This is a genomic window from Ancylobacter amanitiformis, from assembly GCF_030814815.1.
GTDB classification, from domain to species: Bacteria; Pseudomonadota; Alphaproteobacteria; order Rhizobiales; family Xanthobacteraceae; genus Ancylobacter; species Ancylobacter amanitiformis.
Genome location: NZ_JAUSVR010000007.1, coordinates 79,542 through 94,537 on the forward strand (window position 1 = coordinate 79,542; position 14,996 = coordinate 94,537).

The 14,996-nt window shown below is 68.5% G+C and carries 15 protein-coding genes; 8 read left to right on the forward strand and 7 right to left on the reverse strand.

Annotated elements, in window-relative coordinates; all coding sequences use genetic code 11:
- Positions 1–3: 3 nt before the first annotated feature.
- On the reverse strand, positions 4–1,662 hold the full coding sequence (locus QOZ99_RS12305) for an ABC transporter substrate-binding protein (RefSeq protein WP_306890273.1): 1,659 nt from the start codon (positions 1,660–1,662) through the stop codon (positions 4–6).
- Positions 1,663–1,816: 154 nt separating this feature from the next.
- On the opposite strand from QOZ99_RS12305, the gene solA reads away from it, so the two are divergent.
- The gene (solA, locus tag QOZ99_RS12310) at positions 1,817–2,977 is read left to right on the forward strand and encodes an N-methyl-L-tryptophan oxidase (protein WP_306890274.1); all 1,161 of its coding nucleotides are present in this window, start codon (positions 1,817–1,819) and stop codon (positions 2,975–2,977) included.
- Between the two features lie 42 nt (positions 2,978–3,019).
- Here solA and QOZ99_RS12315 read toward each other — a convergent pair whose 3' ends face one another.
- From QOZ99_RS12315 to QOZ99_RS12340, 6 genes are all read right to left on the reverse strand, one after another.
- The gene (locus QOZ99_RS12315; protein ID WP_306890275.1) at positions 3,020–4,273 is read right to left on the reverse strand and encodes an RNA polymerase sigma factor; all 1,254 of its coding nucleotides are present in this window, start codon (positions 4,271–4,273) and stop codon (positions 3,020–3,022) included.
- Complete coding sequence (locus QOZ99_RS12320) at positions 4,270–4,641, reverse strand: YciI family protein (RefSeq protein ID WP_306890276.1); 372 nt, start codon at positions 4,639–4,641, stop codon at positions 4,270–4,272. Before QOZ99_RS12320 ends, QOZ99_RS12315 begins: the two co-directional genes overlap by 4 nt.
- A 48-nt stretch (positions 4,642–4,689) precedes the next feature.
- The gene (locus tag QOZ99_RS12325; protein WP_306890277.1) at positions 4,690–4,998 is read right to left on the reverse strand and encodes a MoaD/ThiS family protein; all 309 of its coding nucleotides are present in this window, start codon (positions 4,996–4,998) and stop codon (positions 4,690–4,692) included.
- A gap of 26 nt (positions 4,999–5,024) precedes the next feature.
- Positions 5,025–6,110 carry a WD40/YVTN/BNR-like repeat-containing protein gene (locus QOZ99_RS12330; protein WP_306890278.1) on the reverse strand — a complete coding sequence of 362 codons (1,086 nt, stop codon included), beginning with the start codon at positions 6,108–6,110 and terminating at the stop codon, positions 5,025–5,027.
- A gap of 12 nt (positions 6,111–6,122) precedes the next feature.
- Positions 6,123–6,539 carry a VOC family protein gene (locus tag QOZ99_RS12335; protein WP_306890279.1) on the reverse strand — a complete coding sequence of 139 codons (417 nt, stop codon included), beginning with the start codon at positions 6,537–6,539 and terminating at the stop codon, positions 6,123–6,125.
- A 164-nt stretch (positions 6,540–6,703) separates the two neighbouring features.
- Positions 6,704–6,925: a hypothetical protein gene (locus QOZ99_RS12340; protein WP_306890280.1), complete on the reverse strand. Its 222-nt coding sequence runs from the start codon at positions 6,923–6,925 to the stop codon at positions 6,704–6,706.
- Positions 6,926–7,373: 448 nt separating this feature from the next.
- On the opposite strand from QOZ99_RS12340, the gene QOZ99_RS12345 reads away from it, so the two are divergent.
- The 7 genes from QOZ99_RS12345 to QOZ99_RS12375 all read left to right on the forward strand — a co-directional run bounded on the left by QOZ99_RS12345 (position 7,374) and on the right by QOZ99_RS12375 (position 14,969).
- Positions 7,374–8,744 (forward strand): LLM class flavin-dependent oxidoreductase, encoded by a 1,371-nt coding sequence (locus QOZ99_RS12345; RefSeq protein WP_306890281.1) that lies wholly within the window; start codon positions 7,374–7,376, stop codon positions 8,742–8,744.
- 66 nt (positions 8,745–8,810) lie between these two features.
- A complete protein-coding gene (locus QOZ99_RS12350) occupies positions 8,811–9,470 on the forward strand; it encodes an amino acid ABC transporter permease (RefSeq protein WP_306890282.1) in 660 nt (219 codons plus the stop codon).
- A 136-nt stretch (positions 9,471–9,606) separates the two neighbouring features.
- Positions 9,607–10,278 carry an amino acid ABC transporter permease gene (locus tag QOZ99_RS12355; protein WP_306890283.1) on the forward strand — a complete coding sequence of 224 codons (672 nt, stop codon included), beginning with the start codon at positions 9,607–9,609 and terminating at the stop codon, positions 10,276–10,278.
- Between the two features lie 16 nt (positions 10,279–10,294).
- Positions 10,295–11,125 (forward strand): amino acid ABC transporter ATP-binding protein, encoded by an 831-nt coding sequence (locus QOZ99_RS12360; protein WP_306890284.1) that lies wholly within the window; start codon positions 10,295–10,297, stop codon positions 11,123–11,125.
- A gap of 128 nt (positions 11,126–11,253) precedes the next feature.
- Positions 11,254–12,105, forward strand: a complete 852-nt coding sequence (locus QOZ99_RS12365; protein WP_370876842.1) for a transporter substrate-binding domain-containing protein — start codon at positions 11,254–11,256, stop codon at positions 12,103–12,105.
- A gap of 211 nt (positions 12,106–12,316) precedes the next feature.
- Complete coding sequence (locus QOZ99_RS12370; RefSeq protein WP_306890285.1) at positions 12,317–14,296, forward strand: hypothetical protein; 1,980 nt, start codon at positions 12,317–12,319, stop codon at positions 14,294–14,296.
- 82 nt (positions 14,297–14,378) lie between these two features.
- Complete coding sequence (locus QOZ99_RS12375) at positions 14,379–14,969, forward strand: DUF1989 domain-containing protein (RefSeq protein ID WP_306890286.1); 591 nt, start codon at positions 14,379–14,381, stop codon at positions 14,967–14,969.
- The last annotated feature ends 27 nt before the right edge of the window (positions 14,970–14,996 follow it).

Here is a 14,996-nt window from a genome sequence, read left to right on the forward strand (position 1 = left end):
GGATCAGACGAACCCGGCCTTGTGCAGGAACATCTGCCCCATCGCCGTGCCCTCGACACCGGTGAGCTTGGCCGAGGTGGCGGTGAGGTAATCGTAGAAATAGGGGAAGATGACCGGCGTCTCGTCGAGCAGCAGGCGCTGGATGGCGCCGGCCTGGGCCTTCTGCGCCGCCGGATCGAGCGCGGCGATGTAGCTGGCGACCAGCTTGTCATATTCCGGGTTCTTGAACTCGGCGGAGTTCCAGGTGCCGGTGCTCAGCAGCGGGGCGGCGAGGAACACGTTGGGCGTGCCGCGATGGCCGTAATCGGTGATGCCGAACTCGCTGTCCAGCCAGTCGGACTTGCCGGGCACGGCGTCGCCGTAATAGGCGCCGACATCCTCGATCTTCAGGTTGACCTTGATGCCGATCTCGCCCGCCGAGTTGCGGATCAGGCTGGCAATGGTCGGCAGTTCCTGCATCTGCATCGTGGTCAGCGTAACCTCGAAACCCTTCGAGGCGCCGGCGGCGGCCATCAGTTCCTTGGCCTTGGCGATGTCCTTCACCCGCTGCGGCACGCTGGTGTCGGTGGAGGGGAAGACCGGGGCGAAGGGGCTGTCATTGCCCGGATCGGCCATGCCCTTGAACAGGCCCTTGATGATGGCCGGCCGGTCCAGCGTCAGCGCCACGGCCTGGCGCACGCGCTTGTCGGCGAAGGCGCCCTTGTTCTTCATGTGGATCTGGCGATGGGCGTTCGACTTGAGGCGCAGGATCTTGACCGCCGGATTGTCGAACAGGCTCTGCGAGCCCTGCGCCACGATCTGCTGCACGAGGTCGATCTGGCCGCCCAGCACGGCCAGCACCTGCGGCTGCTGCTCGGCGTAGAAGCTGATCTCCACCTTGTCGGCGAGCGCCGGTCCGGCCCAGTAATCGGGGTTGCGCACGAAGGTGGCGCCGACCTTGGGGGTGTAGGTCTCGATCTTGAACGGCCCGGTGCCGTTGAAGTTCTTCTCGAAATCGCCCTTGTAGTCAGCCGGCAAAATGATGGCGTTGTAATTGTCGGACGATACGTAATAGGGGAAATTGCCGTTCGGCGCGTCCAGCGTGAACTTCACCGTCAGGTCATCGACCTTGGTGGTGCCGCCCTTCGACAGCACGCCCTTGAAGGCGGACAGCGCGTTGGAGCCGTTGGCGGGGTCGGCGAGCCGGTCGATCGAGGCCACCACGTCGTCGGCGGTCATGGTGCGGCCGTCATGGAACTTGACGCCGGGGCGCAGCGTGAAGGTCCAGACGCTGCCGTCCTCGTTCGGCTTCCAGGAGGTGGCGAGCATCGGCCGCAGCACGAGGTCCGGCCCGTCGAACGCGAGGAAGTCGCCGGCCAGCGCCAGCGGCAGAAGCCCGCCCTGATCGGCGACCGACACCGGCTCGATGGCGCCCGAAGGGGTGATCTGCGCGACGCGGATGGTGCCGCCCGACTTGCCCTGCGCGAAGGCGCGGCCGATGGGCGCGAAACCGGCGCCCTGCAGCACGCCGGCCATGACCGCCGCAGACAGGCCGATGCGGCTGCCATGGCGGAAAAAGGCGCGGCGATCAAGCTGCCCCAGCAGGAACTGGTCGACAACCCCGTTCTCGAGCTCGCTCGCGCCCTGCCGCCATTTGTTCACGAATCCGATGAGCTTAGACATGGCACGGCTCCTGTTCGGTACTCTGGAAGATTATGATTATATCTATACAAAACCCATGCCATGGGGTGGCATGTTGACCTATCTTCGGCGGCGGCGAAGCCGCCCGCAAGCCCGAAAAGCCGCTGCGCTGCAGCACAAATGCGAGGAGCCCCGGATGACCGCTCTCGACTATGATGTTGCCGTGATCGGCCTGGGTGCCATGGGCAGCGCGGCGCTGGCGCATCTTTCGGCACGCGGGCAGCGGGTGCTCGGGCTTGAGGCATATTCGCCGGCTCATGGTCTAAGCTCCTCGCACGGCGACAGCCGTATCATCCGGCTCGGCTATTTCGAGGATCCGAGCTACGTGCCGCTGCTGCGCCGCGCCTATGCGAACTGGCGGGCGCTGGAGCGGGACACCGGGCAGGACGTGCTCACCATTACCGGCGTGCTGCAGATCGGCCGGCCGGACAGCCCCATCGTCTCCGGCACGCTGGCCTCCTGCCGCGCCTATGATCTTGACCACGAGGTACTGGATCCCGCGGACATGGCCCGGCGCTATCCGGCTTTCGCGCTCGATGCCGACGAGATCGCCGTATTCGAGACGCAGGGCGGATTCGTGCGGCCGGAAGCGGCGGTCGCGGCCTGTCTCGACCTTGCCCGGCGCCACGGCGCGCATATCCGCATGCCGGCCCGCGTCACCGCCATCGCCCCCGACGATGGCGGTGTGACCCTTCATGTCGGCGAGGAGCGCGTAAGGGTGGGCCGCGTGGTGGCGGCGACGGGGCCGTGGATCGGTCAGCTTGTGCCGGCGCTGGCGGCGCTGGCGAGCCCGATCCGCCAGGTGGTGGCGTGGTACGCGCCGAAGGATGAGGCGGCCACCGCGCTCGGCGCCCTGCCGGTGTTTCTGCGCGATGCCGGCCCGGTCGGCTCCTTCTTCGGTTTTCCGCAGCTCGACGGCGCGGGGGTGAAGGTGGGCAAGCACGCGCATTTCCGCGAGCCGATCAAAGATCCCGACGCGCCGAACCCGCCGGTAAACGAGGCCGATACGGCGCTGCTGGACGATTTCATTGCCCGCCGCCTGCCGCTGGCGGCGGGGCGGCGCCTCGCGGCCGCCACCTGTCGCTACACGATGCTGCCCGGCGAGGATTTCCTGCTGGATACGCTGCCCGGCGTGCCCAATGTCGTGGTCGCCTCGCCCTGTTCGGGCCATGGCTACAAGTTTGCCAGCGTGGTGGGGGAAATCCTCGCCGATCTCGCACAGCATGGGGAGACGGCGCTGCCGATCGCGGCATTCAGCTTCGCGGCGCTGGAGGCCAAGGTGGCCGCGACGGCCTGATGGCGGCACGTTCCCGCGCCGGCCGCCTCTCTTCGGGGCACCTCACTTCAGGGCGTCGAGATGGGCGCGGATATGGGCGGCTTCCGCGGCGGTGGTGGCGAGGCGGATCGCCGCCATGAAACCTTCGCGCGCCTCGGCGGTTCGGCCGAGCTGCATCAGCAGCGCGCCGCGCAGGCCGTGATAGTGGAAATAGCCCGACAGCTTGTCGCCGAGCGGCTCCACCAGCGCCAGCGCCGCCTCCGGGCCGCGCAACTTGGAGACCGCCACCGCCCGGTTGAGCGTGACGACCGGGGAGGGCTGCATGATTTCGAGCGTGCCATAAAGCAGGTCGATCTCGCCCCAGTCGGTCGCTTCGGGCGTCGGCGCGCGGGCATGCAGCGCGGCGATGGCGGCCTGCACCTGATAGGGGCCGGGTCGCCGGTGGCGCAGTGCCTTGTCGAGCAGGGCCAGCCCTTCCGCGATCATCGCCCGGTTCCAGAGCCGGCGGTCCTGCCGGTCGAGCAGGATCACCGCGCCGGCGGCATCGAAGCGGGCGCGGGCGCGGGCGTGCTGCAGCAGCATCAGGGCGGCGAGGCCCATGATTTCGGGCTCGGCGGCAAACAGGCGCAACAGCAGCCGCGCGAGGCGGATCGCCTCCTCGCAGAGCGGCTCGCGGGCGGCGGATGTGTCGCCGGCGGCGGAATATCCCTCGTTGAAGACGAGATAGAGCATCGCCGCCACCCCGCCCAGACGCTGCGCCCGCTCCACCGCGCCCGGCGCCTCGAAGGGCACGTCCGCGCGCGCCACGCGGGCCTTGGCCCGGGTGATGCGCTGCTCCATCGCCGCCTCGCTGACGAGAAAGGCGCGGGCGATCTGCCGCACGGAGAGCCCGGAGACGATGCGCAGCGCCAGCGCGATCTGCTGCGCCGCCGGCAGGTCCGGGTGGCAGCAGATGAACAGGAGGCGCAGCACGTCGTCGCGATACTGCGCGCCATCCAGCCGCTCGACGATCTCCGCCTCGGCGTCGCCGGTATCGGAGAGCGCGTCGGACAGCACGTCCTCGGGCGGCAACTCGGCCTGCCGCGCCCGGCGCCGCACCGTATCGAGCGCGATGTTGCGGCCGACAAAGATCAGCCAGGCGGCGGCATCGCGCGGCGGGCCGTTTTCCGGCCAGGTCCTGAGCGCGCGGAGACTGGCCTCCTGAAAGGCCTCCTCCGCCAGGTCGAGATCGCGGAAATGGCGCAGCAGCGCGGCGATCGCCTGCGGGCGCGCCGCCGTGAGGGTCGCTCCGATCCGGCGCGCCTCCTCCTGCTTCATCCCCGCGCGCCACCGTCGAGGAAAAGGCTGGTGGGGCGCACCTCATAGGCGCCGCCGGGATTGGCCACGCCAAGCTCGCGGGCAATGGCCAGCGCTTCCTGCAGATCCACGCAATCCAGCAGATAGAAGCCGAGCAACTGCTCCTTGGTCTCGGCGAAGGGGCCGTCGAGCACCAGCGGCGGATCCTGGTCCTTGCGCAGCGTGGTGGCGGCGGTGGTGGGCAGCAGACGCGCCGCCGGGCCGAGCTTGCCCGCCCGGGCCAGCCGCTCGTGCACCACGGCGAGCCTCTCCATCACCGCGTCGTCCTCCTCCCGCGTCCAGGCGCAGACGACATCCTCCTGATGGTAACAGAGCAGGGCATAGAACATGCGGGTCTCCCACGATGCGAGGGCCGGATGATGCCGGCGAGAGGCGCGTCAGCCGCCGCTGATCGCGGTGATGATGAAGACGTCGGCACCGGGTGCCAGCGCCGTGGAGAGGCGAGCGCGCCGGCCGTCGACGAACACGTTGACATGGCGACGGATGGCCGGTGTCTCGTCGCAGATGCGCGCGCGCATGCCGGGCCAGCGCCGGTCCAGCGCCGCCACCATCTCCGCCACGCTGCCGGCCTGAAGCGCGACGCGCGGCTCGGCATCGGGAAACAGCACGACGAGATGGGGCGGCAGGCGCACCAGCACGGGCGCCCGCGCCTCGCCCGGCGTCTGCGACGGTGCGTCCTCGCCCATGCCGTGCGCCTCCGTTGCCGGTATCCTCACCGCTCCATCACCAGCGTCTCGACCGAGGTGATGGTCGGCAGATAGGGGGCGAGGCAGGTCCATGTGTCGCCTTCGTCGATGCTGCCATAGAGGGCGCCGGCATTGGTGCCGAAATACACTCCGGCCGGCTCCAGCGTGTCCGTCGCCATCGCCTGACGCAGCACGTTGAAGTAAGCGTCGCCCTGCGGCAAGCCAGCGCGCCCCGCCTGCCAGTTCGCCCCGCCGTCGCGGGTGCGCCACACCGCCGTGTTGCCCCCGGGCATGAAGCGGCCCTTGATGTCGCCGTTCAGCGGGATGAGGAAGAGGCTGTCGGGATCGCGCGGATGGACAGCGGCGGGAAAGCCGAAGGACGAGGGCAGCCCCTGTTCGATGCTCTCCCAGCGCCTGCCGCCATCGTCGGAGCGGTACATGCCGCAATGGTTCTGCTGGTAGAGCCGCGCGCCGCCGCCCGGCGCCCGCACGAGGCAATGCACGCATTGGCCGAATTCGGGATAATTCTGCCCCTCGGGCAGGAAGTCGGCGCGCGTGCCACGGTTGCGCGGCTCCCAGCTGGCGCCGCCATCCTCGGTGGCGAACACCCCGGCGGCCGAGATGCCGACCCAGATCTTGTTCGTGTCGGCGGGGTCGAGCACCAGCGAGTGGAGGATCAGCCCGGCGCCGCCGGGATTCCATTCCGGCCGCGTCGGGTGGTTCTGCAAGCCCTCGACATGGCTCCAGCTCTCGCCGCCATCCGCGCTCACGAACAGCCCGGCCGGCTCGACGCCGGCGTAAAGCCGGCCATCCGCGCCGACGGCGAGGCTCCAGACCGCCTTGACCGGCGTTTGCCCGGCCTCGAACGCGAGGCCCTCGCTCGAATGGGTCCACGAGGCGCCGAAATCGGTCGATTTCCACACCGCCGGGCCGAACCATTCATTGCCGCCGCCGGCATAGAGCGTGCCGCTGGCCGGATCGGCGACCACGTGATGGGTCGGCCAGGTCTCGCAGAACGGACCGCGCAGCGTCCAGTCGCGGCGTGCGCCGTCGCTTTCGAGGATGAAGGCCCCCTTGCGGGTGCCGACGAGGATGAAGACCTGCTGCGCCATTCCAGCCTCCCCTTATATCGCCGACGCGACGATGAGCCAGGATACGCCAAAACGGTCGGTCAGCGTGCCGAAGCGGGGCGCGAAGAAGGTCGGCGCCAGGGGCATCGTCACCTCGCCGCCTTCTTTGAGCGCGGCGAATGCCGCCTCGGCCTCCTCGGGTGACGCGACGGTGAGCGCGAGCGAGATACCGGCGAAGGCGGCGCCGTCGGACTGGCAGCCATCGGAGGCCAGAAGCTCGGCGTCGCCCACCGTGAAGCTGGAATGCATGACCTTGTCGCCCCAGTCCTGCGGCATCATGCCGGGCGGGGGCGGATCCGGCGCGTCCTTGAAGCGCATCAGCGTGGTCAGCCTGGCGCCGATCGCCACCGTGTAGAAGGCGATGGCCTCCTCGGTGCGGCCGTTGAACATCAGATAAGGCTGGACGTTCATTGCTTTTCCCTCCCCCTCGGGCTCCATGGCGCGGCGCGGCCAAGGCAGGCCGGCGCCCGCGACACGAGGACGAACGGGGGAAGGCTAATCCGACATCGCGGCGAGAATTTTTCCCAAACGGCAGCCGGGCGGTCGGCAGGGCCGGGGGAGGCTCTTGGCGCGGTCTACGGCCGGAGCGAGGCGAAGGCGCGCCGGTCGAGCCGCTCCAGTCCGCCGTGCCGGGCGGCGTTATAGGGCGAGGCCGTGCGCTCGATGACGCCGGCCACTTGACGCGGCAGGTCGGTGGCGAGCTGGACGGCGCGCCAGCTGCCGGCCAGACCGGCGACGCCGAGTGTCATGCCGAACAGGGCCGCGGAAACGGTCGACAGGGGAGATCCGGGAGACATCGCGCTACCTCGACAGTTTGATTCGACAGGCGACCGCCATGCGGCCCCAATGGACTGGCCGATCGCGCAGCCGGATCCGCCAGCAGGCCCCGCCGGCGCATTCCGGTGCGGAATGGATGGGGTCGTTTTAGATGCGGCGAAACGAGGGATCTGCCCAATTGGAACGCTGCGCCGCGAGGCGTGTGCTTGCGCAACAGTAACCGGCAAAAACCGTGATGTTCCGAAATGGGCGAGCCCGTTTCATTGCCCGGGGGTGCGCGTCATCTCGCGCAAGGCGGCGTCGGGCGTGGGCGGATGACGGGGCGGGCGTGGGCACGGGTGCCGCAGAGGCGCCAGGACTGCGGCGGCCGGTTCGCGCCTCGGTCACGCCCCTGTTGGCGGGCAGTGCCGACGATCTCGACAAATAAGTCTATACATATAAAATGGTGCTGCGCAGGAGATGGCAGCCATGGGACGTTCGGACAAGTTGAAGCTCGGTACCTTCGTGTACACGTTCGGCTACAACCCGGCCGGCTGGCTGCATCCGGGCAGCGACGTGAACGGCGCCAATGATTTCGCTCACCTGCTCAAGGTGGCGCAGATGTCGGAAGCCGCCAAGTTCGATTTTCTGTTCCTCGCGGATTCGCCGGCCGCCGCCATCGGCGATCCCGAGGCGCTGTGCCGCCTGCCGACCAAGATGAACCGCTTCGAGCCGATGACGCTGCTCTCCGCGCTGGCGGTGGCGACGTCGCGTCTCGGACTGGTGGCCACCGCCTCCACCTCCTATTACGAGCCGTTCAACCTCGCCCGCATCTTCGCCTCGATCGATCATCTCAGCGGCGGGCGTGCATGCTGGAATGTCGTCACGTCAGACCATGACGAGACCGGCTACAATTTCAACCGCGAGGGGCTGGACCCGCACGCGCTGCGTTATGAGCGCGGCAAGGAATTCGTCGATGTGGTGTTCGGGCTGTGGGATTCGTTCGAGCAGGATGCGCTGAAGCTCGATCGTGACAGCGGCGTCTATTACGACAAGGACAAGCTCCATACGCTCAACCACAAGGGCAAGCACTTCCAGGTGCGCGGGCCGCTCAACATCGCCGCCACGCCGCAGGGGCGGCCGGTGATCGCCCAGGCCGGCGGATCGGCGGCGGGCATCGAACTGGCGGCGGAAACCGCCGAGATCGTGTTCTCGCTCGCCTCCAATCTGGAGCGCAGCCAGGCCTTCTACGCCACGCTGAAGGAGCGCATGGCGAGCTTCGGCCGTGGGCCGGACGAGCTGAAGGTGATGCCCGGCGTGGTCATCAATGTCGGGCGCACCGAATCCGAGGCGCGCGAGAAGGTCGCCTATCTCGCCGGCAAGTTGCACCCCGATGTCGGCCGGGCGATGCTCGCCGAGTTCCTGGAAGCGGACCTCTCCGGCGTGCCGCTCGACGCCCCGTTCCCGAAGGACCGTCTGCCGTCGGCGCCCAAGGGCTCCAAGGCGCTGTTCGACGAACTGACCGATTTCGTCATGAAGGGCCACACGGTGGGTGAACTGATCCACCTGTTCAGCGAGAAGCACACCGGCAACGGCATCACCGGCACGCCGGCCATGGTCGCCGACTTCATGGAGGAATGGTTCCAGACCCGCGCGGCGGACGGCTTCATCGTGATGTGCCCGACCCTGCCGGCGGCGCTGGAGGATTTCACCGAGCTGGTCGTGCCCGAACTGCGCCGGCGCGGCCTGTTCCGCGAGGAATACGAGGGCACCACGCTGCGGGCCAGCCTCGGCCTGCCGATGCCGGAAAACCGCTACGCCCGCGCGCGGCGGCAGGCCGGCCTTGCCGGCGGCGCCTGAATCGACGGACATGGCGGGAAAATTGCTACGCTGCGTCACCCATCGGACGCCGCGTCGGGAGCCTTGATGTTCAATACCGAGATCATCGTCAAATCCCTGCCGATGCTGCTGCAGGCCTCGGTCTGGACCGTGGTCTATTCGCTCACCTCGGTGGCGATCGGCTTCTGCATCGGCACGCTGATGTGCGCGGCGGGCCTGTCCTCCTCGCGCCTCGGGCGGGGCGTCGCTGCCTTTTATGTGAGCTTCTTCCGCGGCGTTCCGCTGCTGGTGCAGCTGCTCATCTCCTATTACTGCCTGCCGCTGATCGGCCTCAACGTGCCGTCCTCGGTGGCGGCGGTGGGCACGCTCGCCTTGTGCACCGGCGCCTATATCGCGGAGATCCTGCGCGGCGGCTTTCTCGGCATTCCGCCCGGGCTGATCGAGGCCGCGCGCATGGTGGGCCTGTCCCGCGCGCAGATCCTCACCCGCATCGAGGTGCCGATGGCGGTGCGCTTCACGCTGCCCGCGCTGGTCAACGAGACGACCATGATGGTGAAGGCCTCCTCGCTCATCTCGGTGGTCGGCGTGCTGGAACTGACCCGGCTCGCCCAGAACATCGCGACGTCGACCTTCCAGCCGCTCGAAATCTACCTCGCGGCGGGGGCGATCTATTTCGTCATCAACGCCGTCATCTCCTCGGCCGGCACGCTGGTCGAGGGACGGTTCAAGGCGGAGACGGCGCGATGAGCCTTGCTGGAGCGACCATCTTGACCCCCTCTCCCGGTCGGGGAGAGGGTTGGGGTGAGGGACAGAGACCAATCGCTGCCCATGTCGGTCCCCGGCAGCCTCGAACCGCGACTCGTATCGAAGGGAGCGCCACCTCGTGACCTTCAATCTCGCCATCCTCACCGACAACTGGCGCGACCTGCTCGACGGCATGGTGCTGACCGTCCTCATCTGGGCCGGCGGCACGGTAATGGGGCTCGCCATCGGGCTCATGGTCGCGGTGGTGCAATTGCTCACCAACCGCTGGATCGCGGCGCCGCTGAATGTCTATGTCGCCGTCATGCGCGGCACGCCGTTCCTCATCCAGCTTTTCATCATCTATTATGGCGGGCCGTTCTTCGGGCTCGACCTCACCCCGATGGTGGCGGGCGTGGCCGGGCTGGCGCTCTATGGCGGGGCGTATTTCTCCGAGATCTTCCGCGCCGGCTTCGTCTCCGTGCCGCCCGGCCAGATCGAGGCGGCGCGCATGATGGGCATTTCGCGCCTCGCCATCGTGCGCCATGTGCAGCTGCCGCAGATGCTGGTCATCATCCTGCCGGCGCTGGCCAACATGACGGTGCTGCTGTCCAAGGAGACGGCGGTGCTCTCGGTCATCACCGTCAACGAACTGACCTCGGTGGTGCAGTCGATCGGCTCCACCACCTTCGCCTTCGCCGAGACGCTGCTGTTCCTCGCGCTCGTCTACTGGGCGTTCCTCGAAATCGTCACCGCCGCGGCGCGCCGGCTGGAGAAGCGGGTCGGCCGCTTCATGCTGCGCACCCAGAACTGAACCGGAGAGGGCGGACATGGCTGAAGAGAAGACCCCCAATTCCCGCCCGATCATTGACGTGCGCGGCGTGTGGAAGCGCTTCGGTTCGGCCGAGGTGCTCAAGGGCATCGACCTGCAGATCAAGAAATCCGAAGTCACCTGCATCATCGGGCCATCCGGCTCGGGCAAGTCGACCCTGCTGCGCTGCATCGCCTTCCTCGAGGAATACAGCGAGGGCGAGATCTATATCGAGGGCGAGTTGCTCGGCTTCTCGCTGGAGAATGGCGGGCGCCGGCGGGTCTCCGATGCCGAGGTCGACCGCGTGCGGCGCAATGTCGGCTTCGTGTTCCAGCAGTTCAACCTGTGGCCGCACATGAGCGCGCTGGAGAATGTCGCCATGCCGCTGAAGCTCTCGCGCGGCATGCCGCGCGAGGAGGCGGCGCGGCGCGCGCGGGCCATGCTGGAAAAGGTGGGCCTCGGCCATCGCACGCAGGCCTATCCCAGCCAGCTCTCCGGCGGCCAGCAGCAGCGCGTCGGCATCGCCCGCGCGCTGGCCATGGAACCGCACATCATGCTGTTCGACGAGCCGACCTCGGCACTCGACCCCGAACTGGTCGGCGAGGTGCTGCAGGTGATGCGCGACCTCGCCAGCGAGGGCATGACCATGGCCGTGGTCACGCATGAAATGGGCTTCGCGGCCCAGGTCGCCGACACCGTGATGTTCATCGACCACGGCATCATCGCCGCCTCCGGCTCACCCAACGAGGTGTTCCGCGAGAACCAGAACTCCCGGCTGCGCCAGTTCCTCCAGAACTACTTCGAGCGTAACGTGTTCTGGCAGGGCTCCGAGGGTGCCGCGGCGCCTTAGGCGGCAAGGATCGGTGGCGGCGTGTGCCGCGTTGCGGCACGCAATTCATTATGTCTATACTTAAATCCACAAGGTCGGGCCGGTGGCATGAGGCTGCCCGGACCCTGGCAGGGGAACAGGAGAATTACATGAAACAGCTTAACCGGCGCTCGGCCGTGACCCGCACCCTGCGCATTGCCGCGCTCGGCGTCGCGGCTTCGATGGCGCTGACCGGTCTCGCCCGGGCCGAGGACCTGCTCGCCAAGGCCAAGGCCAAGGGCGAACTCACCGTCGGCACCGAGCTGCAATTCGCGCCGTTCGACTTCGTCGAGGACGGCAAGCAGGCGGGCATGAACAAGGAGATCTTCGCCGAGATCGGCAAGGAACTCGGCGTGAAGATCGCCTTCCTCGACCTGCCCTGGCCGAGCGTGCTGCCGGGCCTCGAGGCCGGCAAGTTCGACATGGTGGCCGGACCCGCCACCATCACCAAGGCCCGCATGGAGCGCTACCGCTTCACCTCGCCGATCGCCAATGCCACCGTCGCCATCCTGAAGAAGAAGGGCGACACCTCGATCCTGAAGCCCGAGGATATCGCCGGCAAGAAGGTGGGCAGCGCCAAGGCGACCGCCCAGCTCGCGCAGCTGCAGGAATTCGCCAAGACCCTGCCGACCCCGCCGACCATCCAGGAATATGTCGACTTCAGCCAGTCCTACGCGGATCTCGGCGCCGGTCGCGTCGTCGCGGTGGCCAATTCGCTGCCCAACATCGCCTTCCTCGCCAAGTCCAAGCCCGACGTGTTCGAAGTCGTCGAGCCGCCGTTCGGCAAGCCGGTCTATTTCGGCTATATCGGAACCAAGGCCGCGGACGCCAAGTCGCTGATGGACGCGGTCGACGCGGTCATCATCAAGATGAAGCATGACGGGCGCCTCGCCGCCCTGCAGAAGAAGTGGTTCGGCACCGAGATGGCGACCCCCGACCAGGTGACGGACGCGAGCTTCTGATCCTCTCGGACCTGCGGGTTTCCCCATGATCCCGGATCGGCGCGGCCGGTCCGGGATTTTCGTTGTCTACGCCCTGCGTGAGGACAAGGCGGATCGACGCGATCGCGCGCGGAGAGGGGGGACAGCTCGGCGTCAATGCTGCTATGCCGGCCCCCGGGCCCGCACGGGCCGAATTGGCCGAACCTCTTGTTAGCAATGGAATACCGCCGATATGATCCCCCTGCCGCAAAAGCCTGAGATCAGCCTGTCGATCGGCCTTGTGGGGCACCACCTGGCCGATCTGCCGGAGAGCGCACGGGCGTCGATGGTCCGCTCCGTCGGCTCCACGCTGGCGGCGATCGATGGGGCGACCCGTCGGCATCGCGACGCGCATCAGGGGATCTTCGCGCCGGCCGACCCCCGGCTTCGCCTGCTCGCCGGTCTTGCCGAGGGCGCCGATCCGGCGGTTCTGGAAGCCCTGCCGGCAGGCTGGCAGGGCTTTGTCCTGCTGCCCTTCGCGCGCGAGCGCTGCCGCGAGGCCCTGACGCCCGGTACCAACGGTGATCGGGACCTGCGGCCGGCCTTCGATGCCGCGCTGGTCCGCGCCACTGCCGTGATCGAACTGCCCGAGGACGGGCGAGGCGCCGAGAGCGAAGCCGCCGGCTCTGCGCGGCTCGACGAGTTCCTCGTGCACCAGTCGGATCTTCTCGTCGCGGTGTGGGACGGGCGGCCAGCCATGGCGTCCGGCGGTACCGCGCAGGTGGTGGCCCGTGCCCTCGGCGAGGGCATCCCGGTCATCTGGATCGCGCCCGACACGGACGCTCCACCACGGGTGATCACCGCTCTGGCGGACATCGATCGCGCGGCCGAGCTCGCCGATGCCACAAACGGACCGATCGCTGCCGCCATCGCGGGGCTGTTCGCCCTGCCGCCCACGCGCAAGGCTGACGAGTCGCATTCGCCCGAAAGCGGGCATCGTGGCGTCACGCATCGCCGCGGCACGCATCTCGACGCCCGGCCTGCCGACGTGGTCGAGCGCCTGCGGGAATTCTATGTCGAGCGCCCGCCCGCCACCACGCCCTGGCCGGCCTATGCCTGGCTGGAACGGGGCTGGCGTTTCTGGACCTGGCCGCGCCGCATCGTGCACCGCGATCTCGATGCCACCTACAAGAGCTGGCAGGGTTTCTTCGAGCGGGCGCCGGATGCGGGTCCCTTCACGCGCGACATGCGCGCCGTGCTGGTGCCGCGCTGCACCACGGCGGAGGCGCTGGCCGCGCATTACGCGATGACCTATCGCAGCGCCTGCGTGATGGGCTATCTGCTGGCGGTCGTCGCGGTGCTGCTGGCGCTGATCGGCCTGGCGGCGGGCGGCGAGGAGGGCGCGACGGGCGTCGCGGCGCATGTTCATGCGCTGATGGGATCGGCCGGGCTGGCGGTCGGCCAGATCGCGGCGATCGGACTGATCGCTTTTGTCGTCTCGCGCGGGCGGCGGGGCCGCTGGCGCGCCAAGGCGCGGGACTACCGCGCGCTGGCACAGGCGCTGCACACTCTGCGCTTCCTCGGGTTGCTCGGCGCCCATGACGCCCTGCGTCGGCCGGTTGACGTCCCCCACCGGGAAGACGCCTGGGTGGTCTGGTACATCCGGGCGACGCTGCGCGAACTCGGGCCCCCCGGCGCGGTGCTCGACACCGCCTATCAGCAGGCCGTGCTCGCGGCGACGCACACGGCGGACCTGATCGGGCAGATCAACCATCATCAGGCGAGGGCCCACCGGCTGTCCGGCCTGGAGCGGGGCCTGCGCCGCACGGTCGACCGGCTGTTCGCCGGGACGGCGCTGCTGCTGCTCGGCTTCCTCGCCGCCCTGCTCGTGGTGCGCCTCATCGGGCCGCAACCCGCGCCGTGGCAGGTGCCGATCGTCGAGGGGCTCCATGCGCTCAGGGGCTGGATCGGCTTCTTCGCCGTCCTGCTGCCCGTGCTCGGCCTGACGCTGGCGGGCATCCGCTTCGCCGACGATCTCGCCGGGCTGGCGGCGCGGTCGCGCGCCACGGCGGATGCGCTGAAGCATCTCCAGCCGGCCTATGCGCGAGCCCTTGCCGCGCCGGACATCACCGTCGCCTCCGCCGCGCTGGCCGCCACGGCGCGGGCGGAAGTGTCGGATGGCCCGGTAGGGCGCACGTTTGACAGTGCGCGCCTGCCCTCCGTACCGGCCTGACCGATCGCGGTGTCGCGGCGCGCACGGCAAGAGCGGCCTGCCTCCATCCACCCTCCGCCACCTCCGCCCGAAGGAGACCACCATGACGATGCAGACCATTCCCGCCCGCCACGGCAAGGCCGTGCGCCTCGCCAGCGGCCAGGCGATCGAGGTGATCAACAGTTCGGGCACCCAGGTGGTGGACACCTGGGCGTTCTGCCCCGAGGATCTCGACCACCACATGTCGATGATGCACACGCGCGTCGAGAACGGGCGGCTGATGCCGGCGGTGGGCCAGACGCTCTACACCAACCGGCGCGAGCCGATCCTGGTGCTGGAGGCGGATACGTCCTCGGGCATCCACGACACCATCATGGCCGCCTGCGACCGCTGGCGCTATGAGCGCCTCGGCTGCACCGAATACCACCGCAACTGCGCGGACAACATGATCGAGGCGCTGGCCGATCTGGGCCTCGACTTCCACCACATCCCCCAGCCGCTCAACCTGTTCATGAACATCCCGATCGAGCAGGATTTCGCGCTGGTGCAGGGCACGCCGCCCTCCAAGCCCGGCGACAAGGTGGTGCTGCGCGCGGCGCGCGAGTGCATCGTGGTGTTCTCGGCCTGCCCGCAGGACATCACGCCGATCAATGGCGGTCTGCCGACCGACGCGCACTACGCGATCATCGGCTAGACGCCGGTTGCCCCTGCCGCCGTTCGC